Source organism: Streptomyces sp. NPDC012510 (assembly GCF_042955065.1).
GTDB lineage: Bacteria > Actinomycetota > Actinomycetes > Streptomycetales > Streptomycetaceae > Streptomyces.
This window is the reverse complement of record NZ_JBIBEN010000006.1, coordinates 100,393-125,921: the sequence shown is the minus strand read 5'-3', so window position 1 is coordinate 125,921 and position 25,529 is coordinate 100,393. Positions and strand designations below refer to the sequence as shown.

20 protein-coding genes are annotated in these 25,529 nt (G+C 69.4%); 2 read left to right on the top strand and 18 right to left on the bottom strand.

Going from position 1 to position 25,529, the window contains the following annotated elements; genetic code table 11:
- Position 1: 1 nt before the first annotated feature.
- From recQ to ACFY9I_RS13120, 15 genes are all read right to left on the bottom strand, one after another.
- The gene (gene recQ / locus ACFY9I_RS13190) at positions 2–2,038 is read right to left on the bottom strand and encodes a DNA helicase RecQ (protein ID WP_391000704.1); all 2,037 of its coding nucleotides are present in this window, start codon (positions 2,036–2,038) and stop codon (positions 2–4) included.
- Positions 2,039–2,332: 294 nt separating this feature from the next.
- Positions 2,333–3,982 carry an NADH-quinone oxidoreductase subunit NuoN gene (gene nuoN, locus ACFY9I_RS13185; RefSeq protein WP_391000702.1) on the bottom strand — a complete coding sequence of 550 codons (1,650 nt, stop codon included), beginning with the start codon at positions 3,980–3,982 and terminating at the stop codon, positions 2,333–2,335.
- Positions 3,979–5,574, bottom strand: a complete 1,596-nt coding sequence (locus ACFY9I_RS13180) for an NADH-quinone oxidoreductase subunit M (protein ID WP_391000699.1) — start codon at positions 5,572–5,574, stop codon at positions 3,979–3,981. Before ACFY9I_RS13180 ends, nuoN begins: the two co-directional genes overlap by 4 nt.
- A 5-nt stretch (positions 5,575–5,579) precedes the next feature.
- On the bottom strand, positions 5,580–7,556 hold the full coding sequence (nuoL, locus tag ACFY9I_RS13175) for an NADH-quinone oxidoreductase subunit L (RefSeq protein ID WP_391000697.1): 1,977 nt from the start codon (positions 7,554–7,556) through the stop codon (positions 5,580–5,582).
- Between the two features lie 15 nt (positions 7,557–7,571).
- Positions 7,572–7,871 carry an NADH-quinone oxidoreductase subunit NuoK gene (gene nuoK / locus ACFY9I_RS13170; protein ID WP_009310327.1) on the bottom strand — a complete coding sequence of 100 codons (300 nt, stop codon included), beginning with the start codon at positions 7,869–7,871 and terminating at the stop codon, positions 7,572–7,574.
- Entirely contained in the window at positions 7,868–8,704 is an 837-nt protein-coding gene (locus ACFY9I_RS13165) for an NADH-quinone oxidoreductase subunit J (protein ID WP_391000694.1), read from the bottom strand. Before ACFY9I_RS13165 ends, nuoK begins: the two co-directional genes overlap by 4 nt.
- Positions 8,701–9,342, bottom strand: coding sequence for an NADH-quinone oxidoreductase subunit NuoI (gene nuoI / locus ACFY9I_RS13160; RefSeq protein ID WP_391000692.1), 642 nt, complete (start codon positions 9,340–9,342; stop codon positions 8,701–8,703). Before nuoI ends, ACFY9I_RS13165 begins: the two co-directional genes overlap by 4 nt.
- Positions 9,335–10,699 carry an NADH-quinone oxidoreductase subunit NuoH gene (nuoH, locus tag ACFY9I_RS13155; RefSeq protein ID WP_391000689.1) on the bottom strand — a complete coding sequence of 455 codons (1,365 nt, stop codon included), beginning with the start codon at positions 10,697–10,699 and terminating at the stop codon, positions 9,335–9,337. The genes nuoI and nuoH overlap by 8 nt, the downstream gene beginning before the upstream one ends.
- A complete protein-coding gene (locus tag ACFY9I_RS13150) occupies positions 10,696–13,224 on the bottom strand; it encodes an NADH-quinone oxidoreductase subunit G (protein ID WP_391000686.1) in 2,529 nt (842 codons plus the stop codon). Before ACFY9I_RS13150 ends, nuoH begins: the two co-directional genes overlap by 4 nt.
- Positions 13,221–14,579 (bottom strand): NADH-quinone oxidoreductase subunit NuoF, encoded by a 1,359-nt coding sequence (gene nuoF / locus ACFY9I_RS13145; protein WP_391000685.1) that lies wholly within the window; start codon positions 14,577–14,579, stop codon positions 13,221–13,223. Before nuoF ends, ACFY9I_RS13150 begins: the two co-directional genes overlap by 4 nt.
- On the bottom strand, positions 14,576–15,406 hold the full coding sequence (nuoE, locus tag ACFY9I_RS13140) for an NADH-quinone oxidoreductase subunit NuoE (RefSeq protein WP_391001438.1): 831 nt from the start codon (positions 15,404–15,406) through the stop codon (positions 14,576–14,578). The genes nuoF and nuoE overlap by 4 nt, the downstream gene beginning before the upstream one ends.
- 29 nt (positions 15,407–15,435) lie before the next feature.
- Positions 15,436–16,770, bottom strand: a complete 1,335-nt coding sequence (locus ACFY9I_RS13135; RefSeq protein ID WP_391000682.1) for an NADH-quinone oxidoreductase subunit D — start codon at positions 16,768–16,770, stop codon at positions 15,436–15,438.
- On the bottom strand, positions 16,767–17,510 hold the full coding sequence (locus ACFY9I_RS13130) for an NADH-quinone oxidoreductase subunit C (protein ID WP_391000680.1): 744 nt from the start codon (positions 17,508–17,510) through the stop codon (positions 16,767–16,769). The genes ACFY9I_RS13135 and ACFY9I_RS13130 overlap by 4 nt, the downstream gene beginning before the upstream one ends.
- Positions 17,507–18,061, bottom strand: a complete 555-nt coding sequence (locus ACFY9I_RS13125) for an NADH-quinone oxidoreductase subunit B family protein (protein ID WP_007383964.1) — start codon at positions 18,059–18,061, stop codon at positions 17,507–17,509. The genes ACFY9I_RS13130 and ACFY9I_RS13125 overlap by 4 nt, the downstream gene beginning before the upstream one ends.
- A 15-nt stretch (positions 18,062–18,076) precedes the next feature.
- Positions 18,077–18,436 (bottom strand): NADH-quinone oxidoreductase subunit A, encoded by a 360-nt coding sequence (locus ACFY9I_RS13120; RefSeq protein WP_009310323.1) that lies wholly within the window; start codon positions 18,434–18,436, stop codon positions 18,077–18,079.
- A gap of 715 nt (positions 18,437–19,151) precedes the next feature.
- Here ACFY9I_RS13120 and ACFY9I_RS13115 point away from each other — a divergent pair.
- Positions 19,152–19,982 carry an NlpC/P60 family protein gene (locus ACFY9I_RS13115; protein WP_391000678.1) on the top strand — a complete coding sequence of 277 codons (831 nt, stop codon included), beginning with the start codon at positions 19,152–19,154 and terminating at the stop codon, positions 19,980–19,982.
- Positions 19,983–20,197: 215 nt separating this feature from the next.
- Here the strand turns inward: ACFY9I_RS13115 and ACFY9I_RS13110 are convergent, their stop codons facing one another.
- The gene (locus ACFY9I_RS13110; RefSeq protein WP_391000675.1) at positions 20,198–21,490 is read right to left on the bottom strand and encodes a geranylgeranyl reductase family protein; all 1,293 of its coding nucleotides are present in this window, start codon (positions 21,488–21,490) and stop codon (positions 20,198–20,200) included.
- A 161-nt stretch (positions 21,491–21,651) separates the two neighbouring features.
- Here ACFY9I_RS13110 and ACFY9I_RS13105 point away from each other — a divergent pair, with 161 nt between their 5' ends.
- Positions 21,652–22,158 carry a GNAT family N-acetyltransferase gene (locus ACFY9I_RS13105; RefSeq protein ID WP_391000672.1) on the top strand — a complete coding sequence of 169 codons (507 nt, stop codon included), beginning with the start codon at positions 21,652–21,654 and terminating at the stop codon, positions 22,156–22,158.
- Positions 22,159–22,433: 275 nt separating this feature from the next.
- Here the strand turns inward: ACFY9I_RS13105 and ACFY9I_RS13100 are convergent, their stop codons facing one another.
- Positions 22,434–24,512: a zinc-ribbon domain-containing protein gene (locus ACFY9I_RS13100; RefSeq protein ID WP_391000670.1), complete on the bottom strand. Its 2,079-nt coding sequence runs from the start codon at positions 24,510–24,512 to the stop codon at positions 22,434–22,436.
- Positions 24,513–24,708: 196 nt separating this feature from the next.
- Positions 24,709–25,407: a demethylmenaquinone methyltransferase gene (locus ACFY9I_RS13095; protein WP_391000667.1), complete on the bottom strand. Its 699-nt coding sequence runs from the start codon at positions 25,405–25,407 to the stop codon at positions 24,709–24,711.
- Positions 25,408–25,529: the final 122 nt, after the last annotated feature.

The window sequence follows — 25,529 nt, the reverse complement described above, 5'->3', positions numbered from 1 at the left end:
CCTAGGCCCAGTCATCGTGCTCGGGCTCCGGTTCCACGTCGGGCCAGTCGAAGTCCTGTCCCGTGCCTCCCGCGGAAGCGGGGGCGGACATGCTCCCGTTCACCGCAGCCGCTCCCGAAGCCGCTCCCCCGGCCGAAGCCGCCTCGTCGGTGCCACCCAGTGCGGCCAGCACACCCAGCACCCCCTCCCCGTACGTCGCCAGCTTCTTCTCGCCGATTCCGCTGATGGTGCCGAGTTCGGTGACCGAGGTCGGGCCCATGGCCGCGATCTCGCGGAGGGTGGCGTCGTGGAAGATGACGTACGCGGGAACGCCCTGTTCACGGGCCTGTTCGGCGCGCCAGGCGCGCAGCGCCTCGAAGACGGGGACCAGTTCGTCCGACAGCTCGACGGCGGCCGCCTTGGCCTTGCGGTCGCCCCGGCCGGCGCCGGAGGAGCCGGACCCGGCGGACCCGGCCGACCCGGATGCGGACCGCGTGGTCACCGGCTTCTTGGGCTCCTTGCGCAGCGGCACCTCCCGCTCACGCCGCAGCACCGCCCCGCTCTCCTCGGTGAGCACGAGCGTGCCGTACTCGCCCTCGACCGCGAGGAGACCCTGGGCGAGCAACTGTCGGACGACGCCCCGCCATTCGCCCTCGGCCAGTTCCTCTCCGATGCCGAAGACGGAGAGCTGGTCGTGGTCGAACTGGATGACCTTGGCGGTCCGACGCCCCAGCAGGATGTCGACGATCTGCACGGCGCCGAACTTCTGTCCACGCTCCCGCTGGAGCCGCACCACCGTGGAGAGGACCTTCTGCGCGGCGACGGTCCCGTCCCAGGTCTCCGGCGGCAGCAGGCAGGTGTCGCAGTTGCCGCAGCCGTCGGCCTGAGGTTCCTGGCCGAAGTACTGGAGGAGCTGGCCGCGCCGGCACCGGGCGGTCTCGCAGAGCGCCAGCATCGCGTCCAGGTGGGCGGCGGCCCTGCGGCGGAACGCCTCGTCGCCCTCGCCGCTCTGGATCATCTTCCGCTGTTGTATGACGTCGTTCAGGCCGTACGCCATCCATGCCGTGGAGGGCAGACCGTCACGGCCGGCGCGGCCGGTCTCCTGGTAGTAGCCCTCGACGGACTTCGGCAGGTCGAGGTGCGCGACGAACCGTACGTCGGGTTTGTCGATGCCCATGCCGAAGGCGATCGTGGCGACGACCACGAGGCCTTCCTCGCGCAGGAACCGCGACTGGTGGGCGGCGCGGGTGCCCGCGTCGAGGCCCGCGTGGTAGGGCACCGCCTCCACGCCGTTCTTGCTCAGGAACTCGGCCGTCCGCTCGACGGAGTTACGGGAGAGGCAGTAGACGATGCCCGCGTCGCCGGGGTGTTCCTGGCGCAGGAAGGACAGCAGTTGCTTCTTCGGATCGGCCTTGGGCACGATCCGGTACTGGATGTTGGGCCGGTCGAAGCTGGCCTCGAAGTGCCGGGCCCCGGGCATGGCCAGCCGTTCGGTGATCTCCCGGTGGGTGGCACGGGTGGCGGTGGCCGTGAGCGCGATGCGCGGCACATCCGGCCAGCGCTCGCCGAGCAGGGACAGGGCCAGGTAGTCGGGCCGGAAGTCGTGGCCCCACTGCGAGACGCAGTGCGCCTCGTCGATGGCGAAGACGGAGATCTTGCCGCGGGAGAGCAGGTCCAGCGTGGTGTCGAGCCGCAGCCGCTCCGGCGCGAGGTAGAGCAGGTCCAGCTCCCCGGCGACGTACTCCGCCTCGACGACGCGTCGCTCGTCGAAGTCCTGTGTGGAGTTGATGAACCCGGCTCGCACGCCCAGCGCCCGCAGCGCGTCCACCTGGTCCTGCATGAGCGCGATCAGCGGGGAGACCACGATGCCCGTGCCGGGCCTGACCAGGGACGGGATCTGGTAGCAGAGGGACTTTCCGCCGCCGGTCGGCATGAGCACGACGGCGTCGCCGCCCGCGACGACATGCTCGATGACCGCTTCCTGCTCGCCCCGGAAGGCGTCGTACCCGAAGACCCGGTGGAGCACGGCCAGCGCCTCGCTCTCCGTTGCGCGCCCCATGCCTACGGCGCTCCCCGGTTCAGAAGATTCGTCCGCTCCCGGCCCGGCCGTCCTGCCCTCGTCCGTCGTCACGCTCGTCCCGCCCGTCCCGATCATGGTTCGTCCCCCCGCGCCCTTACGTCCTGTGTCGCCCGCGTTCCTCCAGCCCTTGCCACGATAGGCGCCCGCACCGACAGCCTCGGAGTTATCCACAGGCTCCACCCGTAGGGGGCCTGTCTGGCCTGCCCGGTACGGACAGCGGGACCCGGCCCTCCGGGGCCGGGTCCCGCCGCATGCGAACGACCGAGCGGAGCACTACCGCACGAACACTCCCGCCTGTCCCGCCAGGTCCAGGAAGTACTGCGGTGCGACACCGAGCACCAGTGTGACGGCCACACCCACGGCGATCGCGGTCATGGTCAGCGGGGACGGCACGGCGACGGTCGGCCCTTCGGGCCTCGGCTCGCTGAAGAACATGAGCACGATGACACGGATGTAGAAGAACGCGGCGATCGCCGAGGAGATCACACCGACCACGACGATCGCGCCGGCGCCGCCCTCCGCCGCTGCCTTGAACACGGCGAACTTCCCGGCGAACCCGGAGGTCAGCGGAATGCCCGCGAAGGCCAGCAGGAAGACCGCGAACACGGCCGCGACCAGGGGTGACCTGCGGCCGAGCCCTGCCCACTTGGACAGGTGGGTCGCCTCGCCGCCCGCGTCCCGCACGAGCGTCACCACGGCGAACGCGCCGATCGTGACGAACGAGTAGGCGCCCAGGTAGAAGAGCACCGAGGAGACGCCGTCGGGTGAGGCCGCGATGACACCGGCGAGGATGAAGCCGGCGTGGGCGATGGACGAGTAGGCGAGCAGTCGCTTGATGTCGGTCTGGGTGATGGCGACGATCGCGCCGCCCAGCATGGTGACGATGGCGACGGCCCACATGACCGGCCGCCAGTCCCAGCGCAGACCGGGCAGGACGACGTACAGCAGCCTGAGCAGCGCCCCGAAGGCGGCCACCTTGGTCGCCGCCGCCATGAACCCGGTGACGGGTGTGGGCGCGCCCTGGTACACGTCGGGCGTCCACATGTGGAACGGCACCGCGCCGACCTTGAACAGCAGGCCCATGACGACCATCGCCGCGCCGATGAGCAGCAGCGCGTCGTTGCCCATGGTGCCGGCGAGGGCGGGGTTGAGCTCTCCGACGGTGCCGTCGACGACCTGGGCGATCGTCGCGTACTTCACCGAGCCCGCGTAGCCGTACAGCAGGGCGATGCCGAAGAGGGTGAAGGCGGAGGCGAAGGCGCCGAGGAGGAAGTACTTGACCGCGGCCTCCTGGGACATGAGCCGCTTGCGGCGGGCCACGGCGCACAGCAGGTAGAGCGGGAGGGAGAAGACTTCCAGGGCGATGAACAGGGTCAGCAGGTCGTTGGCCGCCGGGAAGATCAGCATGCCGCCGATCGCGAAGAGCAGCAGCGGGAAGACCTCGGTGGTGGCGAACCCGGCCTTCAGGGCCGCCTTCTCGCTGTCGCTGCCGGGCACGGAGGCGGCCTGTGCGGCGAAGGAGTCGACCCTGTTGCCGTGTGCTGCCGGATCGAGGCGTCGTTCGGCGAAGGTGAAGACGCCGAGGATGCCGGCCAGCAGGATGGTGCCTTGGAGGAAGAGGGCCGGTCCGTCCACGGCGATGGCTCCCATCGCCGCGATGCCGGCCTTGGTGGTGCCGTATCCGCCCGCCGCGAGGGCGACGACCGCGGCGAAGGCGGCCGCGAGGGCGACGACGGAGACGAACACCTGGGCGTAGTACCGGGCCTTGCGTGGTACGAAGGCCTCGACCAGGACCCCGATGATCGCCGCTCCGATGACGATCAGAGTGGGCGACAGTTGCCCGTATTCGATCTTCGGCGCGTCGATCTTGGTGATCGGGTCGGCCGCGTTTGTCCACAGGCTGTGGACGGCTGATGCGCTCACTTGGCCGCCTCCACCTCGGGCTGGGGGTCCTTCTTCTGGACGTCGGACATGGTGTGCTCGACCGCCGGGTTGACGATGTCGGTGAGCGGCTTCGGGAAGACGCCCAGGAAGATCAGCAGGGCGACCAGCGGGGCGACCACCACGAGCTCCCGGACCTTCAGGTCGGGCATCCCTTCGACCTCGGCCTTCACCGGGCCCGTCATCGTCCGCTGGTAGAGGACGAGGGTGTAGAGCGCGGCGAGGACGATGCCGACGGTGGCGATGATCCCGATCACCGGGTAGCGCGCGAAGGTGCCGACCAGGACCAGGAACTCACTGACGAACGGGGCGAGGCCGGGCAGTGACAGGGTCGCGAGACCCCCGATGAGGAACGTGCCGGCGAGTACCGGCGCGACCTTCTGCACGCCCCCGTAGTCGGCGATGAGCCGTGAGCCGCGCCGGGAGATCAGGAAGCCCGCCACCAGCATCAGGGCGGCCGTCGAGATCCCGTGGTTGACCATGTAGAGCGTTGCGCCCGACTGGCCCTGGCTGGTCATCGCGAAGATGCCGAGGATGATGAACCCGAAGTGCGAGATCGACGCGTACGCCACCAGTCGCTTGATGTCACGCTGGCCGACGGCGAGCAGTGCCCCGTAGATGATGCTGATGAGGGCGAGGACGAGGACGGCGGGCGTCGCCCACTTGCTGGCCTCGGGGAACAGTCCGAGGCAGAAGCGGAGCATGGCGAAGGTGCCGACCTTGTCGACGACCGCCGTGATGAGGACGGCGACCGGCGCGGTGGACTCCTGCATGGCGTTGGGCAGCCAGGTGTGCAGCGGCCACAGCGGGGCCTTCACCGCGAAGGCGAAGAAGAATCCGAGGAACAGCCAGCGTTCGGTGGTGGTCGCCATCTCCAGCGTGCCGTTGGCGCGGGCCTCAGTGATCTCCTGGAGGGAGAAGTTCCCGGCGACCACGTACAGCCCGATGACCGCGGCCAGCATGATCAGGCCGCCGACCAGGTTGTAGAGGAGGAACTTCACGGCGGCGTACGAGCGTTGTGTGGACGCCGTCTTCTCGCCGTGCTCGTGGGCACGGTCCCCGAAGCCGCCGATGAGGAAGTACATCGGGATGAGCATGGCTTCGAAGAAGATGTAGAAGAGGAAGACGTCGGTGGCCTCGAAGGAGATGATCACCATCGCCTCGACGGCCAGGACCAGGGCGAAGTAACCCTGGGTCGGCCGCCACCGCCCCGCAGCGAAGCTGCTGAGAGACGCGGCGCCCGTCTCCACGGGGTCGGCGTCGTGCCAGCCGGCGAGGAGGATGAACGGGATCAGCAGGGCGGTGAGCGCGATGAGCGCCACCGCGATGCCGTCCACGCCCAGTTCGTAGCGCACTCCGAAGTCCGCGATCCAGGCGTGGGACTCGGTGAGTTGGTAGCGGTCGCCGCCCGGGTCGAAGCGGACCAGGACGGTCAGGGCGAGCACGAGCGTGGCCAGCGAGACGACCAGCGCCAGCCATTTGGCGACGGTGCGCTTCGCGGCCGGTACGGCGGCCGTGGCGATCGCCCCGAGGGCCGGGAGCACCGCCGTCGCTGTCAGAAGAGGAAAGGACATCGGTATCAGACCGCCCTCATCAGCAGGGTCGCGGCGATGAGGATCGCAGCGCCGCCGAACATCGAGACCGCGTACGAGCGGGCATAGCCGTTCTGGATGCGGCGCAGCCGCCCGGAGAGGCCGCCCATGGAGGCCGCCGTGCCGTTGACGACGCCGTCGACCAGGGTGTGGTCGACATACACGAGGGAGCGGGTGAGGTGCTCGCCGCCGCGTACGAGGACGACGTGGTTGAAGTCGTCCTGGAGGAGGTCGCGCCGGGCGGCCCGGGTGAGCAGTGATCCGCGCGGGGCGACGACGGGGACGGGCTTGCGCCCGTACTGGAGCCAGGCGAGGCCGACGCCGATGACCATCACGGCGACCGTGGCGGTGGTGACCGCCGCCGCGCTGATCGGCGGGTGGCCGTGAGCGTGCTCGGTGACGGGCTCCAGCCAGTGGATGAACCGGTCACCGATGCTGAAGAACGCGCCGCCGAAGACCGATCCGACGGCCAGCACGATCATGGGGATCGTCATGACTCTGGGCGACTCGTGCGGGTGCGGTTCGGCCGTCGCGGCGGCGACATGACCGGACGCGGCCGCGCCGTGGTGTTCGGCGGCTGCGGGCTCCACGTCCGGTTCCGCCGGGGAGGCGGTCGGCTGGTTGCGCCAGCGCTCCTCGCCGAAGAAGGTCATGAGCATCACGCGCGTCATGTAGAACGCGGTGATGGCCGCGCCCAGCAGGGCCACGCCGCCGAGGATCCAGCCCTCGGTGCCGCCCTTGGCGAACGCCGCCTCGATGATCTTGTCCTTGGAGAAGAAGCCGGACAGACCGGGGAAGCCGATGATCGCCAGGTAGCCGAGACCGAAGGTGACGAAAGTGACCGGCATGTACTTGCGGAGGCCGCCGTACTTGCGCATGTCGACCTCGTCGTTCATGCCGTGCATGACCGAGCCGGCGCCGAGGAACAGGCCGGCCTTGAAGAAGCCGTGCGTCACCAGGTGCATGATCGCGAAGACGTAGCCGATGGGGCCGAGGCCGGCGGCGAGGACCATGTAGCCGATCTGCGACATCGTCGAGCCGGCGAGGGCCTTCTTGATGTCGTCCTTCGCGCAACCGACGATCGCACCGAAGAGGAGCGTGACCGCGCCGACGACAGTGGTGACGAGCTGTGCGTCCGGGGCGGCGTTGAAGATGTCGGCGGAGCGGACGATCAGGTAGACGCCGGCGGTCACCATGGTCGCGGCGTGGATGAGGGCCGAGACCGGGGTCGGGCCCTCCATCGCGTCCCCGAGCCAGGACTGCAGCGGCACCTGGGCGGACTTGCCGCAGGCGGCGAGCAGCAGCATCAGGGCGATCGCGGTGAGCGTGCCCTCGCTCGTCTCACCGGTGGCCTCCAGGACGGGCCCGAAGGCGAAGGTCCCGAAGGTGGTGAACATGAGCATGATGGCGATGGACAGGCCCACGTCACCGACGCGGTTGACCAGGAAGGCCTTCTTCGCGGCGGTGGCGGCGCTGGGCTTGTGCTGCCAGAAGCCGATAAGCAGGTAGGAGGCGAGGCCGACGCCCTCCCAGCCGACGTACAGCAGCAGGTAGTTGTCGGCGAGGACCAGCAGCAGCATCGCCGCGAGGAACAGGTTGAGATAGCCGAAGAAGCGGCGTCGGCGCTCGTCGTGCTCCATGTACCCGATGGAGTACACGTGGATGAGCGAGCCGACTCCGGTGATCAGCAGGACGAACGTCATCGACAGCTGGTCGAGCTGGAAGGCGACGTCGGCCTGGAAGCCCTCGACCGGGATCCAGCTGAACAGGTGCTGGCCGATCTCGCGGTGTTCGGCGTTCTTGCCGACCATGTCGGCGAAGAGGACGACGCCGATGACGAAGGAGGCGGCGGCGAGTGCCGTGCCGATCCAGTGGCCGACGGCGTCGAGGCGCCGGCCGCCGCACAGCAGGACGGCCGCTCCGAGCAGGGGCGCCGCGACCAGCAGCGCAATCATGTTCTCCACGATTCTTCCGACCCCTTACAGCTTCATCAGGCTGGCGTCGTCGACCGAGGCCGAGTGGCGGGACCGGAACAACGACACGATGATCGCGAGGCCGACCACGACCTCCGCCGCGGCGACGACCATCGTGAAGAAGGCGATGATCTGGCCGTCGAGATTGCCGTGCATCCGGGAGAAGGCGACCAGGGCGAGGTTGCAGGCGTTGAGCATCAGCTCGACGCACATGAACACCACGATCGCGTTCCGCCTGATCAGGACGCCGGTAGCGCCGATCGTGAACAGCAGGGCGGCGAGATACAGGTAGTTGACGGGATTCACTTCGATGCCTCCCCGTTCTTCCCGCTGCTTCCGCTGTTGGAGCGCTCCAGGCGGTCCTCGGCGCGCTGTTCCAGTGCCTTGAGGTCGCTCAGCGCCTCGGTCGACACGTCGCGGATCTGGCCCCGGTCCCGCAGTGTCTTGCTGACGGTCAGCTCGGACGGGGTGCCGTCGGGCAGCAGGCCCGGGATGTCGACCGCGTTGTGACGGGCGTACACGCCGGGCGCCGGCAGCGGCGGGAGGTGCTTGCCCTCGCGTACGCGCTCTTCGGCCAGCTCGCGCTGGGTCTTGGCGCGCTCGGTGCGCTCACGGTGGGTGAGGACCATCGCGCCGACGGCGGCGGTGATCAGCAGGGCGCCGGTGAGTTCGAAGGCGAACACGTAGTCGGTGAAGATCAGGGCCGCGAGGCCCTCCACGTTGCCGCCCGCGTTCGCCGTGCCGAGGCCGTTGAACTCCGTCAGCGCGGCGTTTCCGATGCCCGAGATCAGCAGGATGCCGAAGCCGATGCCGCACAGGAGGGCCAGCCAGCGCTGGCCCTTGATGGTCTCTTTCAGGGAGTCCGCCGCGGTGACGCCGACGAGCATCACCACGAACAGGAACAGCATCATGATCGCGCCGGTGTAGACGACGATCTGCACGATGCCCAGGAAGTAGGCGCCGTTGGCGAGGTAGAACACCGCCAGGATGATCATGGTGCCGGCCAGGCAGAGCGCGCTGTGCACGGCCCTCTTCATGAAGACGGTGCACAGGGCGCCGATCACGGCGATCGTGCCGAGCACCCAGAACTGGAAGGCCTCACCGGTGGAGGTCGTGTATGCGGCGAGTTGCTGCGTCATCGGCGGATCACCTTCTCCGACGCCGGTTCGCCCTCACCGGCGGTGGAGTCCGCGTCCTGCGGCTTCTCGCCCTTGGAGGTGGCGACCTGACGCTCCGTACCGGGTGCTGCCTCGGTGACCAGGCCCCGGTAGTAGTCCTGCTCGTCGGTGCCCGGGAAGATCGAGTGGGGCGTGTCGACCATGCCCTCTTCCAGGCCGGCGAGCAGTTGTTCCTTGGTGTAGATGAGGTTGGCGCGGCTGCTGTCCGCCAGCTCGAACTCGTTGGTCATGGTGAGCGCGCGCGTGGGGCAGGCCTCGATGCACAGACCGCACAGGATGCAGCGGGCGTAGTTGATCTGGTAGACGCGGCCGTACCGCTCGCCCGGCGAGTAGCGCTCCTCGTCCGTGTTGTCCGCGCCCTCCACGTAGATCGCGTCGGCGGGGCAGGCCCAGGCGCACAGCTCGCAGCCGACGCACTTCTCCAGGCCGTCCGGATGGCGGTTGAGCTGGTGCCGGCCGTGGAACCGCGGGGCCGTGGTCTTCTGCTGCTCCGGATACTGCTCGGTCAGCCGCTTCTTGAACATGGCCTTGAAGGTCACGCCGAAGCCGGCGACGGGGTTCTGGAACCCCTGCTTGCTCTCTTTCGGCTCCTCAGCCATCGGACGCCTCCCTCCCATTCGAAGATCCGTCACTGTCAGTATCGGACCCGCCACTGACAATCAGCTCCCGCTCCCGGCGCGGACGCCTTCGCGGCACCGGCGGGAGGGTCTGTCCGGGCAGGGGCGGCACGGGGAATCCGCCCGCCATGGGGTCGAAGCCGGCCGGTTCGGCCGGCTTGTCCCGCGCCTCGCGCCGGTCGCGGAACATGTCCGCGACGACGGAGAGCAGGAACAGGACGACGACTGCCCCGGCGACGTACAGGGCGATCTCGGCGAAGTCGTAGTTCTCGTTCCTGAGGGTCCGTACGGTCGCCACGAGCATCAGCCAGACCACGGAGACCGGGAGGAGGACCTTCCAGCCGAGCTTCATCAGCTGGTCGTAGCGGACGCGCGGGAGGGTGCCGCGCAGCCAGATGAAGAAGAACAGCAGAAGCTGCACCTTCACCACGAACCAGAGCATCGGCCACCAGCCGTGGTTGGCGCCCTCCCAGAAGGTGCTGATGGGATAGGGGGCCCGCCAGCCGCCGAGGAACAGCGTCACCGACACGGCCGAGACGGTCACCATGTTGACGTACTCGGCGAGCATGAACATCGCGAACTTGATCGACGAGTACTCGGTGTTGAAGCCGCCGACCAGGTCGCCCTCGGACTCCGGCATGTCGAAGGGGGCGCGGTTGGTCTCGCCGACCATGGTCACGATGTAGATGACGAACGAGACCGGCAGCAGCACGATGTACCAGCGGTCCTGCTGCGCCTCGACGATCGCCGAGGTCGACATCGATCCGGAGTAGAGGAAGACCGAGGCGAACGCGGCGCCCATGGCGATCTCGTACGAGATCATCTGGGCGGCGGAACGCAGTCCGCCGAGCAGCGGATAGGTGGATCCGGAACTCCAGCCCGCGAGGACGATGCCGTAGATGCCGACCGAGGCGACCGCGAGGATGTACAGCATCGCGATCGGCAGGTCGGTGAGCTGCATGGTGGTGCGCTGGCCGAAGATCGAGATCTCGTTGCCGGCCGGGCCGAAGGGGATCACCGCGATCGCCATGAACGCCGGGATGGCCGCGACGATCGGCGCGAGGACGTAGACGACCTTGTCCGCGCGTTTGACGATGACGTCTTCCTTGAGCATCAGTTTGATGCCGTCGGCGAGCGACTGGAGCATGCCCCAGGGGCCGTGCCGGTTGGGGCCGACGCGCAGCTGCATCCAGGCGACGACCTTGCGCTCCCACACGATGGAGAACAGCACGGTGATCATCAGGAAGGCGAAGCAGAACACCGCCTTGACGACGACCAGCCACCAGGGGTCGCGGCCGAACATCGAGAGGTCTTCCGCGGCGAGGTACAAGGGGCTCACGCCTCCACCTCCTCGGGGGCCTCGGCGGCGAGCGTCGCGGGGCCGATACGGACGAGTGCGCCGGGCAGCGCCCCGGTGTCGGAGGCGACGCCCGAGCCGGTGGAGTTCAGCGGCAGCCAGACGACGCGGTCGGGCATCTCGGTGATCCGCAGCGGCAGTGCGACGGTTCCGGCGGGACCGCTGACCGCGAGGGCGTCGCCGTTCTTGACGCCGACCTCGGCGGCCGTGGCGGCGGACACGCGCGCGTGGGCGGAGTGCCGTGTCCCGGCGAGCGCCTCGTCGCCGTCCTGGAGGCGGCCCTGGTCGAGCAGCAGCCGGTGCCCGGCGAGTACGGCCTCCCCGGTGGCGGGACGCGGAGGTGCGGCCGCGACCTCCACCGGCTCCGACGCCCTCGGCCCGTCCCATGCCCCGAGCCGGTCCAACTCCGCGCGCGCGGTGCGCAGATCGGGCAGCCCCAGGTGGACGTCCATGGCGTCGGCCAGCATCTGGAGCACCCGTCCGTCGGTGGGTGCCACCGGGCGGGTCATCTGGTCGGGCTTCAGCGCGGCCTCGAACATGCGCACGCGGCCTTCCCAGTTGACGAAGGTGCCCGCCTTCTCGGCGACGGCGGCGACCGGGAGGACGACATCCGCCCGTTCGGTGACCTCACTGGGCCGCAGTTCCAGCGACACCAGGAAGCCGACCGCGGACAGCGCCTCACGCGCGCGCTGCGGGTCGGGCAGATCGGCGACCTCCACGCCCGCCACCACCAGGGCCCCGAGCTCTCCGGTGGCGGCGGCCTCGACGATCTGGCCGGTGTCCCGGCCGTATCGCGAGGGGAGTTCGGCGACGCCCCAGGCGGCGGCGACCTCCGCGCGTGCGCGTGGCTCGGTGGCCGGGCGCCCGCCCGGCAGCACCGACGGCAGCGCGCCCGCCTCGACGGCGGCGCGCTCACCGGCCCTGCGCGGGATCCACACCAGCTTCGCGCCGGTCAGCGACGCGGCCCGTACGGCGGCGGTGAGCCCGCCGGCGACGGCCGCGAGCCGCTCTCCGACGACGATCACGGCGCCTTCGGCGCGCAGCGCCTCGGACGCCCTGGTGCCGTCTCCCTCAAGGCCGAACCCGCTGGCGAGGGCGTCCAGCCACTCGGTCTCGGTGCCGGGTGCGGCGGGCAGCAGGGTGCCGCCGGCCTTCTCCAGACCACGGGTGGCGTGGGTGGCCAGAGCGAACACCTGCTGCTTGTGCCTCCGCCAGGCCTTGCGGAGCCGGAGGAAGACGCCGGGCGCCTCCTCCTCGGCCTCGAACCCGACCAGCAGCACCGCGGGCGCCTTCTCCAGGGAGGCGTACGTGACGCCCGTCCCGTCGAGGTCGCGTCCGCGTCCGGCGACCCGGGCGGCCAGGAAGTCGGCCTCCTCACCGCTGTGCACGCGCGCGCGGAAGTCGATGTCGTTGGTGTCGAGGGCGACGCGCGCGAACTTGCTGTACGCGTAGGCGTCCTCGACGGTGAGCCGGCCTCCGGTCAGGACACCGGCCCTGCCGCGCGCGGCCAGCAGACCCCGCGCGGCGGCCTCCAGGGCCTCCGGCCAGGACGCGGGCTCCAGGACGCCCTCCGGGTTGCGGACGAGCGGGGTGGTCAGCCGGTCCGGCCGCTGCGCGTACCGGAACGCGAACCGCCCCTTGTCGCAGATCCACTCCTCGTTGACCGCGGGGTCGTCGGCGGCGAGCCGCCGCATGACCTTGCCGCGCCGGTGGTCGGTGCGGGTGGCGCAGCCGCCGGAGCAGTGCTCGCAGACGGACGGCGTGGAGACGAGGTCGAAGGGGCGGGAGCGGAATCGGTACGCCGCCGAGGTCAGCGCGCCGACGGGGCAGATCTGGATGGTGTTGCCGGAGAAGTACGACTCGAAGGGGTCGCCCTCGCCGGTGCCGACCTGCTGGAGGGCGCCCCGCTCGATCAGTTCGATCATGGGGTCGCCGGCGACCTGGTTGGAGAACCGGGTGCAGCGGGCGCACAGCACGCACCGCTCGCGGTCGAGGAGGACCTGTGTGGAGATCGCGACGGGCTTCTCGTACGTCCGCTTGCGACCCTCGAAGCGGGACTCTGCATGACCGTGCGACATGGCCTGGTTCTGCAGCGGGCACTCGCCGCCCTTGTCGCAGACCGGGCAGTCCAGCGGGTGGTTGATGAGCAGGAGCTCCATCACACCCTTCTGGGCCTTCTCCGCGACCGGGGAGGTGAGGTGGGTCTTGACGACCATCCCGTCCGTGCAGGTGATCGTGCAGGAAGCCATGGGCTTGCGCTGGCCCTCGACCTCGACGATGCACTGACGGCAGGCACCGGCCGGGTCGAGCAGGGGGTGGTCGCAGAAGCGGGGGATCTCGATGCCGAGTTGTTCGGCGGCCCGGATGACCAGGGTGCCCTTGGGCACGCTGATGTCGACACCGTCGATCTTCAGCGAGACGAGATCCTCCGGCGGGACCGTCGCCTCGCCGCCCCCGGAGGGGCGCTCGCCCGCGGCGGAGCCGCTGGTCGATGGCAGTACGGTCATGCGTTCACCTCCGCGTGCTTGTCCTTGTCGGCCCAGGCGGTCGACTTGGCCGGGTCGAAGGGGCAGCCCCGGCCCTTGATGTGGTCCTCGTACTCCGCGCGGAAGTACTTGAGGGAGGAGAAGATCGGCGAGGCGGCGCCGTCGCCGAGGGCGCAGAAGGACTTGCCGTTGATGTTGTCGGCGATGTCGTTCAGCTTGTCGAGGTCGCTCATGACGCCCTTGCCGGCCTCGATGTCACGCAGCAACTGGACCAGCCAGTACGTGCCTTCGCGGCAGGGGGTGCACTTGCCGCAGGACTCGTGGGCGTAGAACTCGGTCCAGCGGGTGACGGCCCGTACGACGCAGGTGGTCTCGTCGAAGCACTGGAGTGCCTTGGTGCCGAGCATGGAACCCGCGGCGCCCACTCCTTCGTAGTCGAGAGGGACGTCGAGGTGCTCGTCGGTGAACATCGGGGTCGAGGAACCGCCCGGCGTCCAGAACTTGAGGCGATGCCCGGGTCGCATGCCGCCGCTCATCTCCAGGAGCTGGCGGAGGGTGATACCGAGCGGGGCCTCGTACTGGCCGGGGCTGGCGACGTGGCCGCTGAGTGAATAGAGCGTGAAGCCGGGGGACTTCTCGCTGCCCATCGACCTGAACCATTCCTTGCCTTTTTGCAGGATGGCGGGAACTGACGCGATGGATTCGACGTTATTCACGACAGTCGGGCACGCGTAGAGGCCCTCGACAGCAGGGAAGGGGGGACGCAGCCGCGGTTGACCACGGCGGCCTTCGAGCGAGTCGAGCAGCGCGGTCTCCTCACCACAGATGTACGCGCCCGCGCCCGCGTGCACGGTGATGTCGAGGTCGAGTCCGCTGCCCAGGATGTTCTCGCCGAGGAAGCCCGCCTCGTAGGCCTCGCGGACGGCCTCGTGCAACCGCCGCAGGACGGGGACGACTTCACCCCGCAGATAGATGAAGGCATGCGAAGACCGAATGGCATAGCACGCGATGATCATGCCCTCGATGAGGCTGTGCGGGTTCGCGAAGAGGAGCGGAATGTCCTTGCACGTTCCGGGCTCCGACTCGTCGGCGTTGACAACAAGATAATGCGGTTTTCCATCACCCTGGGGAATGAACTGCCATTTCATTCCGGTGGGGAATCCGGCGCCGCCTCGGCCGCGCAGTCCGGACTCCTTGACGTACGCGATGACGTCGTCCGGTGACATGGCCAGCGCCTTGCGCAGCCCCTCGTACCCTTCGTGCCTTCGGTAGACGTCCAGCGACCACGGCTTGTCCTCGTCCCAGAAGGCCGACAGCACGGGTGCGAGCAGCTTCTCCGGGCTGGTGCCCTTGATCTCGGTTGCCAACGTCATCACTCCCCCTCCTCGGCGGCAGGCCCTGCCGGATGGGCCGGGTCGGAGGCCGATGTGTCCTGCGGCGCGTCGTGCGAGCTCAAGTGCTCGGTGGGTGACGGCTCGTGCACCTTGTCGTGCGGCTCCTCGGTCGGGCCGCCGTCCCGCGGGTGGACCACGCGCGCGGGTCCGCTCTCCCCCTTGGCCAGGCGGAGGCCTACCAGCGAGGCGGGTCCCGCACCGCCGCTCGCCTCGACGGCACCCGGCCGCTCGTCGGGGAAGCCGGCGAGGATCCGCGCGGTGTCCTTGAAGGTGCACAGCGGCGCCCCGCGCGTGGGCCGGACCTCGGCTCCCCCGCGCAGGTCGTCGACGAGGCGCTTGGCGCTGTCCACGGTCTGGTTGTCGAAGAACTCCCAGTTGACCATCACGACCGGCGCGAAGTCGCAGGCCGCGTTGCACTCGATGTGCTCCAGGGTGACCTTGCCGTCGTCGGTGGTCTCTCCATTACCGACACCTAGGTGGTCCTGGAGCGCCTCGAAGATCGCGTCGCCGCCCATCACCGCGCACAGGGTGTTGGTGCAGACGCCCACCTGGTAGTCGCCGGAGGGCTTCCGCCGGTACATGGAGTAGAAGGTGGCGACCGCGGTGACCTCGGCCGTGGTCAGGCCGAGCACCTCGGCGCAGAACCGCATGCCGGTGCGGGTGACATGGCCCTCCTCCGACTGCACGAGATGCAGCAACGGCAGGAGGGCGGACCGGGAGTCCGGGTAGCGGGCGACGACCTGGGCCGCGTCCCGCTCCAGCCGGGCTCGAACGTCGTCCGGGTAGTCGGGCGCGGGCAGTTGGGGCATGCCCAGGCTGACGCCCTCGGGGGTGGTGGTCACCGGTCGACGCCTCCCATCACGGGGTCGATGGACGCGACGGCGACGATGACGTCGGCGACCTGGCCGCCCTCGCACATCGCCGCCATGGCCTGCAGATTGGTGAAGGACGGGTCGCGGTAGTGGACCCGGAAGGGGCGGGTGCCTCCGTCGGAGACGACGTGCACCCCGAGTTCGCCCTTGGGCGACTCGACCGCCGCGTACGCCTGTCCCGGCGGGACGCGGAAGCCCTCGGTCACCAGCTTGAAGTGGTGGATCAGGGCCTCCATGGAGGTGCCCATGATCTTCTTGATGTGGTCCAGCGAGTTGCCGAGTCCGTCCGGTCCCAGGGCGAGCTGGGCGGGCCAGGCGATCTTCTTGTCGGCGACCATGACCGGGCCGGGCTGCAACCGGTCCAGGCACTGTTCGACGATCCTGAGGGACTGGCGCATCTCTTCCAGACGGATCAGGAAGCGGCCGTAGGAGTCGCAGGTGTCGGCGGTCGGGACGTCGAAGTCGTACGTCTCGTACCCGCAGTACGGCTGCGCCTTGCGCAGGTCGTGCGGAAGGCCGGCCGAGCGCAGGATCGGGCCGGTGGCGCCGAGGGCCATGCAGCCGGAGAGATCGAGGTAGCCGACGTCCTGCATACGGGCCTTGAAGATGGGGTTGCCGGTGGCGAGCTTGTCGTACTCCGGCAGGTTCTTCTGCATCTTCTTCACGAACTCGCGGATCTGGTCCACCGCGCCGGGCGGCAAATCCTGAGCGAGTCCGCCGGGCCGGATGTACGCGTGGTTCATGCGCAGGCCGGTGATCAGCTCGTAGATGTCGAGAATGAGTTCACGATCACGGAAGCCGTAGATCATGATCGTGGTGGCGCCCAGTTCCATGCCGCCGGTGGCGATGCACACCAGGTGGGAGGAGAGCCGGTTCAGCTCCATCAGGAGCACACGGATGATCGTGGCGCGGTCCGGGACCTGGTCCTCGATGCCGAGGAGCTTCTCCACGGCAAGGCAGTACGCCGTCTCGTTGAAGAAGGGCGTCAGGTAGTCCATGCGCGTCACGAACGTGGTGCCCTGGGTCCACGTGCGGTACTCGAGGTTCTTCTCGATACCGGTGTGGAGGTAGCCGATGCCGCAGCGGGCCTCGGTGACGGTCTCGCCGTCGATCTCCAGGATGAGCCGGAGCACCCCGTGCGTGGAGGGGTGCTGGGGGCCCATGTTGACGATGATGCGCTCGTCGTCGGACTTCGCCGCGGTCTCGGCGACCTCGTCCCAGTCTCCGCCGGTGACCGTGTAGACGGTCCCCTCGGTGGTCTCGCGCGCCGAGGCGGCGGCCGATGCGTGCTGCGTGCTCATGAGTACGACCTCCGCTGGTCCGGAGCCGGGATCTGGGCGCCCTTGTACTCGACGGGGATGCCGCCGAGGGGATAGTCCTTGCGCTGCGGGAAGCCCTGCCAGTCGTCCGGCATCATGATCCGCGTCAGCGCGGGGTGACCGTCGAAGACGATGCCGAAGAAGTCGTACGTCTCGCGCTCGTGCCAGTCGTTGGTCGGGTAGACGGGGACGAGCGTCGGGATGTGCGGGTCGGCGTCGGGGGCGGAGACCTCCAGGCGGATCAGCCGGTTGTGGGTGATCGAGCGCAGGTGGTAGACGGCGTGCAGCTCGCGGCCCTTGTCACCGGGGTAGTGGACGCCGGAGACGCCGGTGCACAGTTCGAAGCGGAGGGCCGGGTCGTCGCGAAGGGTGCGCGCGACGGTCGGCAGGTACTCGCGCTCGATGTGGAAGGTGAGCTCGCCGCGGTCGACGACCGTCCTGTCGATCACGTTCTCGACGACGAGGCCCTGTTCCTCCAGGGCGCCCTCCAGTTCGTCGGCGACCTCGTCGAACCAGCCGCCGTAGGGCCGGGCCGCCGCGCCGGGGAGCCGGATGGAGCGGACCAGGCCGCCGTAGCCGGAGGTGTCGCCGCCGTTGCCGGCGCCGAACATGCCGCGCTGGACGCGGATCTCCTCACCGCCGTCGCCGCGCTGGCCGGGGAGGTTGGAGGCGGAGAGGTCCTTCTCGGGGTTGGGTCCGCTGGTGCCGTTGGCGTCGCTCATCGCAGCAGCCCCTTCATCTCGATGGTGGGGAGCGCCTTGAGCGCCGCCTCCTCCGCCTCGCGGGCCGCTTCCTCGGCGTTCACGCCGAGCTTGGAGGACTGGATCTTCTGGTGGAGCTTGAGGATCGCGTCCATCAGCATCTCCGGCCGTGGCGGGCAGCCGGGGAGGTAGATGTCGACCGGGACGATGTGGTCGACGCCCTGGACGATCGCGTAGTTGTTGAACATGCCGCCCGACGACGCGCAGACCCCCATGGAGATCACCCACTTGGGATTCGGCATCTGGTCGTAGACCTGCCGCAGCACCGGCGCCATCTTCTGGCTCACCCGGCCCGCCACGATCATCAGGTCCGCCTGGCGCGGCGAGCCGCGGAACACCTCCATGCCGAAGCGCGCCAGGTCGTAGCGCCCCGCGCCCGTGGTCATCATCTCGATGGCACAACAGGCGAGGCCGAAGGTGGCGGGGAAGACGGACGCCTTACGTACCCACCCTGCGGCCTGCTCGACGGTGGTCAGCAGGAAGCCGCTCGGCAGCTTTTCTTCGAGTCCCATGATTGATAAGGCCCCTCAGTCCCATTCCAGGCCGCCGCGCCGCCACACGTACGCGTATGCGACGAAGACGGTGAGCACGAAGAGCAACATCTCCACGAGCCCGAAAACACCCAGGGCGTCGAAGGTGACGGCCCAGGGGTAGAGGAAGACGATCTCGATGTCGAAGACGATGAAGAGCATCGCCGTCAGGTAGTACTTGATGGGGAAACGCCCGCCGCCGGCCGGCGTGGGGGTGGGCTCGATCCCGCACTCATAGGCCTCTAGCTTGGCCCGGTTGTAACGCTTCGGGCCGATCAGCGTGGCCATGATCACGGAGAAGATCGCAAAGCCTGCCCCGAGGGCTCCCAGTACGAGGATGGGCGCATACGCGTTCACCGCTCCTCGCTCCTCTCAGTCGGCACTGACTGCTGGCGGATTGCGTGGCCTTGGTCTCCGCCCCACCCGTCCCACGAACCCCGCCCGTCTCGACGAAGATCGCGAACATGTGAAGCAGGTCACAAGCCCAACTGCCCCGCATCCTATGCCTGAGGGTCTGTGATCTGCGACACGGGGTACGGCACCGAGTTTGTGATCTCCACCACCTGACGAAGGATCATGAAGTCGGATGAGCGACGATCTTCGTACACGAAGCGGCAGAGTGATCACCAGAAGTGACATTTTCAGTCATCATCGCTGGTCACAGGGGGCGTCTCTATATCAAGAGAGTTCCGACGCATGCAAATTGGTGCTGGGCCGGGTCGGTTGGTAGAGCGCCGCGTTCACACCCCTGAGGGAGGTTCGATGGCGGATGTGGACGCGTGCACGCATTCACGAGCGCCGAGCGACGGGCGATCCCGCGCGGGACGCGGCCACATCGGAGACCGTTCCGTGACCTGCGCCACATCGGACCGAGATCAAATGAACCGCCCTTGGCCACTCGCCGCAATCAATGGTAAGCGCAGGGCAATTCGGACGTAATCACGAAAGTACATGACCACAGACCTGATCAGTCGTGTCCACAATGTCCGTTACGGCGTCAATAAAGAGTGACGCCCAAGAAATGTGCGGCCTCCGTTGAACAACTGTGGCGCAGCACACGTTTCTTGAAGGTATGGAGGAGTCGCTGGTACCGCTTGTACCCATGTCCCACACCGCTCACATACGCAGCCACCGGAAACCCCGCCGCAACGCGTCCTCGATCGCGATGCGCGCCGGAGTCGCCGGTGGCGTTCTCAGCACCGTGGCAGTGGCCGGCGCGTCCACGTCCGCGTTCGCCGCGGAGCCGGTGACGCAGACGCTCGAACTGCCCACCCTCACGGCTGACCTGGCCACGCAGGCCGCGCAGTCCGCGGACGCCACGCAGGCGATGGCGGCCGACTACCAGCTGCAGGCCGAGCGTGAGACGGCCGCCGAAGAGGCGGCCAAGAAGGCCGAGAAGGACCTCGCCAAGGCGAAGAAGGAAGAGGCCCGGAAGAAGGCCGCCGAGGAGGCCGAGCGCAAGGCCGCCGCCGAGCGCGCCTCGCGTGACACCGAGCGGACCACCCTCACGACCAACTCGTCGACGGCGACCACGACGACGCCCGCCACCGGCAGCGTCGGCACGGTCATCGCCTTCCTGAAGGCGCAGCTCGGCGACGCCTACGTCATGGGCGCCACGGGCCCCAACGCGTGGGACTGCTCCTCGCTCGTGCAGGCCGCGTTCAAGCAGGTCGGCGTGGACCTCCCCCGGGTCTCGCAGGACCAGTCGATGCAGGGCACCGAGGTCTCCCTGTCGAACCTGCAGGTCGGCGACATCCTGTACTGGGGCGCCAAGGGCTCGGCGTACCACGTGGGTGTCTACATCGGGGGCGGCCAGTACCTCGACGCCGCGAACCCCTCCAAGGGGGTCGTCATCCAGGACCTCTCCGGCTACCCGGCGACGGGCGCGGTGCGCGTGCTCTGAGCCGCGAGGTCGCACCGCTTTTCGCAGGGCCGCTCTCCCGATGGGGACAGCGGCCCTCGGTGCTGCCCCCGGAAGGGGCTCCAGGGGCCCCACAGGGCGCTGCCGCCCCACAACGAAGGCCCCAGAGCATCCCACCCCGTAGCGGGCCTCCTGAACGCGCCTGAGGGATTCCGCTCCGTGAGCCGGAATCCCTCATGCCCATGGACCCGCGCGGGTCACGCCTTCGGCGCCACCTTGCTCAGGCCGTTGATGACGCGGTCCATCGCGTCGCCGCCGGTGGGGTCGGTGAGGTTGGCCAGCAGCTTCAGGGTGAACTTCATCAGGAGCGGGTGGGTCAGGCCCCGTTGCGTGGCGAGCTTCATGATCTTCGGGTTGCCGATGAGCTTCACGAAGGCGCGGCCCATCGTGTAGTAGCCGCCGTAGGTGTCCTTGAGAACCTGCGGATAGCGCTGGAGGGCGAGTTCACGCTGGCCGGGGGTGGCGCGGGCGTGCGCCTGGACGATGACGTCGGCGGCGATCTGGCCGGACTCCATGGCGTACGCGATGCCCTCGCCGTTGAAGGGGTTCACCAGGCCGCCGGCGTCGCCGACCAGCAGCAGGCCCTTGGTGTAGTGGGGTTGGCGGTTGAAGGCCATCGGGAGGGCGGCGCCGCGGATGGGGCCGGTCATGTTCTCGGGGGTGTAGCCCCACTCCTCGGGCATGGAGGCGCACCACGCCTTCAGGACGTCTCGCCAGTCCAGCTCCTTGAAGGCGGCGGAAGTGTTGAGGACGCCCAGCCCGACGTTGGACGTGCCGTCGCCCATGCCGAAGATCCAGCCGTAGCCGGGGAGGAGACGGTCCTCGCCCGGGCCCCGCTTGTCCCACAGCTCCAGCCAGGACTCCAGGTAGTCGTCGTCGTGGCGCGGGGAGGTGAAGTACGTACGGACCGCGACGCCCATCGGGCGGTCCTCGCGGCGGTGCAGGCCCATCGCGAGGGAGAGCCGGGTGGAGTTGCCGTCGGCCGCCACCACCAGCGGGGCGTGGAAGGTGACTTCCCGCTTGTCGTCGCCGAGCTTGGCGTGGACGCCGGTGATACGGCCCGTGCGGTCGTCGACGATCGGCGCGCCCACGTTGCAGCGCTCGTGCAGCCGGGCACCGGCCTTCTGGGCCTGGCGGGCGAGCTGCTCGTCGAAGTCGTCGCGCTTGCGGACGAGTCCGTAGTCCGGGTAGGAGGCGAGTTCCGGCCAGTCGAGCTGGAGGCGGACGCCGCCGCCGATGATCCGCAGACCCTTGTTGCGCAGCCAGCCCGCCTCCTCCGAGATGTCGATGCCCATCGACACGAGCTGCTTGGTGGCGCGCGGTGTGAGGCCGTCGCCGCAGACCTTCTCCCTCGGGAAGCTGGTCTTCTCCAGGAGCAGCACGTCAAGACCGGCCTTCGCCAGGTAGTACGCGGTGGTGGAACCGGCTGGCCCGGCCCCGACGACGATCACATCGGCGGTGTGTTCGGTAAGGGGCTGGGGCTCGGTCACGACGGGTTCTCCCCAAGAAGTAGAGGTTTTCGAAGCGAAGTCCGCTGGACGACCGGCGGCTGAGGGAGCAGTGGCCGGAAGACCAGAAAACAGGTGCCGACGGGCGTCGGACATGGGCAGTCTATTCAGCGGTATCGATCATCGGCTGAAGGGCTGCCCCTGTGAACAGAGCTCTGCCCGACGTACGGCTGCGCGTCCCCACCGACGAGGACGCCTTCGCCTGGCACCGGATCTTCGACGATCCCGACGTCATGGAGTTCCACGGCGGCCGGTCCGCCGAGCTGTCCGTGTACGAGGAGCTCACCGCGCGCCAGCGCCGCCACGACGCCGAGCGCGGGTTCTGCCTGTGGACCATGCTCGACGAGGAGGGCCGGGCCATCGGCTTCACCGGTGCGCAGCCGTGGCCACGGGAGTGGGGCCCGACCGGCGAGATCGAGATCGGCTGGCGGCTCGCCCGCGACTACTGGGGCAAGGGATATGTGACGGCCGCCGCGCTGCAGACCCTGGAGCGGGTGCGGGCGGCCGGCGTCGACAGCGTCGTCGCCATGGTCGACGCCCGCAACGAACGCTCCATCGCCGTCACCCGACGGCTGGGCATGGAACTGGCGGAGAAGTACACGAGGCCTGTCTCGCAGCAGGTGGGCCACTGCTATCGGTTGACCCTGTGACACCGGGCGGCTGAGCGTCCGTTCGTCCACGGCACCGGCGCGTCACGTCATCGGAAGTGCGTGTGTCCGGTTCGTCGGGCTCATGGCCGTGGACGCGCGCACGGGTTGGCAGGCCTTGGACGAGCCCGGGGATCCGTTTCCGGTTCTTCGGTAGGGCGGTGGGGGCGTGCGTGCCGCGTTCGCGGCGCGGTTCTCCGTCCTCGTCCGTCAGGCGCTCTTCCCCTCCTCGCTTCTGCTTCTTCTGCTTCCTTCTGCTTTCTTCTGCCTACTTCCGCTTACTGCTGCCAGAGCAGGATGGCCGCCGCCGCGCCGCCCCCGATCACGAAGGCCGCCAGGATCGTGAGGGTCCACAGCAGGGCGCGTCCGCCGGACTTGGCGGGTCCGTTGGGTGGTAGGGGGTGGTGACCGAGTTCCACGAGCGGGGTCTCGTACGGCACCGGGGCCGCGGCCGGGACCGAAGCGGCTCGGGGCGGGAGGGGTGTGGACTGGGGCGGTGCCGGTGTGAGCTGGGGCGGTGCCGGTGTGGTCGGTGCCGGTGCCGGTGCCGGTGTGGTCTGGGGCGGGATCTGCGCTCCGTAGGGCGTCGGGGCGGCCCCCGGCATCGCCGGGACGGGCGGGGCGATGACGGTTGTGCGCGCTCCGGCCATCTGGAGCAGGTAGGGCGCGAGAAAGGCCGCGCCGAAGATCCAGAGGAGGCCGAAGAGCAGGACCTCGGGGATGTCGAGGCCGACTTCGGCCCGGCCCGCGGCCGACAGTTCGCCGAAGTCGGACGCCGCCGAGCCGGTGGTCTCCGCACCGAAACCGCCGAAGCCGGCCAGGAGCAGGAAGAGGCCGAAGAAGAGTCCCGCGGCCAGGAGTTGCTCGCCGCGGCTCGCCGAGCGACGCGCGGCCAAAACGCCGAGGGTCAGCGCGCAGACCGCGCCGAGCGCCAGAGCCCCCACCACGGCCCAGGAGTTGACCACGTCACCGACCTCGGAGAGCCCGAACGTCTCGTGCTCGTAGCCACTGGCGTAGGGGACGGACTCGACCAGGCCGTACTCGCCCGAGGAGTCGTTCCCGTACGACGTGTCGTCCCCGTACGGCGTGCGCCCGGCCGCCATCTCGACGGAGGCTCCCCAGGAGATGCCGAGCAGGTTGACGGCGATGTTCGGAAGGACGACCAGTGCCATGAGCAGCGGGTTGATGTCGTTGTCCCACTCGGAGCGCAGGTCGTCGCTTGACGCGACGAGGATGAACGCGACCAGCGAGCACAGGGCGAGGACGGTCGCCAGGGCGCGTAGGGCCGTGCCGGTCGCCCGGAACAAGGCCTGGGGGCCGGGGCGGGTGGCCAGCCAGGCGGCCAGTTCGTCGCGCTGCAGCAGCGGGGCCGAGACCGCGGCCGTGAGCAGCAGCGCGCCCAGCGCCGCGAGCCAGGCCGAGGTGGAGACCTCGGCGACACCGGCGATCTCCGGCTGCGCGAACAGCCCGAGCAGCAGTACGGCGACGGTCACCGACAGCGTGACCCGCACGGCCGCTTCGAGCCCGCCGGTCCGCCCACCCGGGGCGCCCCCGACTCCGCCGGCTCCCCCGACTCCCCCGGCGACGGCGCCGGCACCGCCGTACGTCTCGTACCCGCCGCCGGGTCCGCCGCCGTGTCCGGGGTGCCCACCGCTGTATCCGAGGTGCCCGCCGCCGTACGGGACGTGCCCGCCGTGCGGGGCGTGCCCGCCGTAGGGTCCGTACGCGCCGCGGGTCGCCATGCGGGTCCGCAGTTGCCGTACGCCGAGGAAGAGCGCCCCGATGAACAGGACGGTCACCGTGAGCGGAACGAGGGTCATGGTGAAGGCGCCCTCCGCCGACCCGGCATCGCCGCTGTAGCCCATGTCGATCGCCGAGGCCTCGAAGCCGCCGCCGAGGCCCTGGAGGAGGGCGGCGAGGGCGATGCCCAGACGGTCCCCGAAGCCGACGGCGACCTCGTCGTCCTGACCGTACGAGGGGAGGGCCAGCGCGACGGCGGCACCGAGGAGCAGCCCGACCGGCCAGAGCGCGGCCAGCACGGAGCCGCCCCAGTCGCCCCGGAAGGCCCGGCCGAAGAAGGCGCCGACGGGTGAGGGCCGGGTGGGGGCGGGGGCGTACGCGGGAGGGGGCGGAGGCGGAGGCGGACCGAGGGGCGGCGCCGTCGGCGGAGCCGACGGGGGAACCGCCGGTGGTGCGGGGAGCGTTCCGGTCCCTGTGCCGGAGCCTGCCGCCGACGGCGCCCCCGCGCCCGTGCCGGCCCCGGCCGCCGGAACCGGCATGCGTTCCCGCCCGCACTTCATGCAGAAGCGTGCCTCGTCGGGGCCGGGTGTCCCGCAGTGCGGGCAGTAGGACGTCATGGAACGCTCCGTCATCCAGAAAACTCGTGCCGTGATGAGACCTGTCGAACGTGGTCAGGTGGCGCGCCGAGATGCGGTGCTCGTCATCGGCGCGTACCGACGTATCAACGGACGGTAGTTTCTGTTGACCGGTTCCCGTCAATTTAATTCCCTCGAGGTCACCCCTCGTACGGGTGAACCCAGAGCTGAAGAGGCCCTACGCGTCGGCCTTGAACCCCCGGTGCAGAGCGACCACGCCGCCCGTGAGGTTCCGCCAGGCCACCCGGTCCCAGCCGGCCTTCCGCAGGCGCTCGGCGAGGCCCGCCTGGTCGGGCCAGGCGCGGATGGACTCGGCGAGATAGACGTACGCGTCCGGGTTGGACGAGACCGTGCGGGCCACCGGGGGCAGCGCGCGCATCAGGTACTCGGTGTAGACGGTGCGGAACGGCGTCCACGTCGGGTGGGAGAACTCGCAGATCACGACCCGGCCGCCGGGCTTGGTCACCCGGTACAGCTCGCTCAGCGCGCTGTCGGTGTCCTGCACGTTCCGCAGTCCGAAGGAGATGGTCACCGCGTCGAAGGTGTCGTCCTTGAACGGCAGTCTCGTGGCGTCGCCGGCGGTGAACGGCAGCCAGGATGTGCGCTCCTTGCCGACCCGGAGCATGCCGAGGGAGAAGTCGCACGGGACGACATAGGCGCCGGTCTGCGCGAAGGGCAGGGAGGAGGTGCCCGTACCGGCCGCGAGGTCCAGGATCTTCTGAGCGGGGCGGGCGTCGACCGCCCGCGCGACCTCCTTGCGCCAGCGGCGGTCCTGCCCGAGGGACAGCACGTCGTTGGTCAGGTCGTACCGTTTCGCCACTCGGTCGAACATCGAGGCGACTTCGTGCGGCTGCTTGTCCAGGGATGCGCGGGTCACGGGCCCATTGTGGCAGCACGGTCCGGACGCACACGCGCCACCCACCCGCACGGCGCCCGGAATTGTCGACGATCGCATATCCCGCCACATCGGGCGGCCTTTGTCCGGACGGGCGGTGGAAC

Coding starts and splice junctions, on each gene's coding strand:
- recQ (WP_391000704.1), bottom strand. CDS start 2,038: ATGGGGCGCGCAACGGAGAGCGAGGCGCTGGCCGTGCTCCACCGGGTC.
- ACFY9I_RS13180 (WP_391000699.1), bottom strand. CDS start 5,574: ATGTCCTTTCCTCTTCTGACAGCGACGGCGGTGCTCCCGGCCCTCGGG.
- ACFY9I_RS13165 (WP_391000694.1), bottom strand. CDS start 8,704: ATGACGCAGCAACTCGCCGCATACACGACCTCCACCGGTGAGGCCTTC.
- nuoI (WP_391000692.1), bottom strand. CDS start 9,342: ATGGCTGAGGAGCCGAAAGAGAGCAAGCAGGGGTTCCAGAACCCCGTC.
- ACFY9I_RS13150 (WP_391000686.1), bottom strand. CDS start 13,224: ATGACCGTACTGCCATCGACCAGCGGCTCCGCCGCGGGCGAGCGCCCC.
- nuoE (WP_391001438.1), bottom strand. CDS start 15,406: ATGCCCCAACTGCCCGCGCCCGACTACCCGGACGACGTTCGAGCCCGG.
- ACFY9I_RS13135 (WP_391000682.1), bottom strand. CDS start 16,770: ATGAGCACGCAGCACGCATCGGCCGCCGCCTCGGCGCGCGAGACCACC.
- ACFY9I_RS13130 (WP_391000680.1), bottom strand. CDS start 17,510: ATGAGCGACGCCAACGGCACCAGCGGACCCAACCCCGAGAAGGACCTC.
- ACFY9I_RS13125 (WP_007383964.1), bottom strand. CDS start 18,061: ATGGGACTCGAAGAAAAGCTGCCGAGCGGCTTCCTGCTGACCACCGTC.
- ACFY9I_RS13115 (WP_391000678.1), top strand. CDS start 19,152: ATGGAGGAGTCGCTGGTACCGCTTGTACCCATGTCCCACACCGCTCAC.
- ACFY9I_RS13100 (WP_391000670.1), bottom strand. CDS start 24,512: ATGACGTCCTACTGCCCGCACTGCGGGACACCCGGCCCCGACGAGGCA.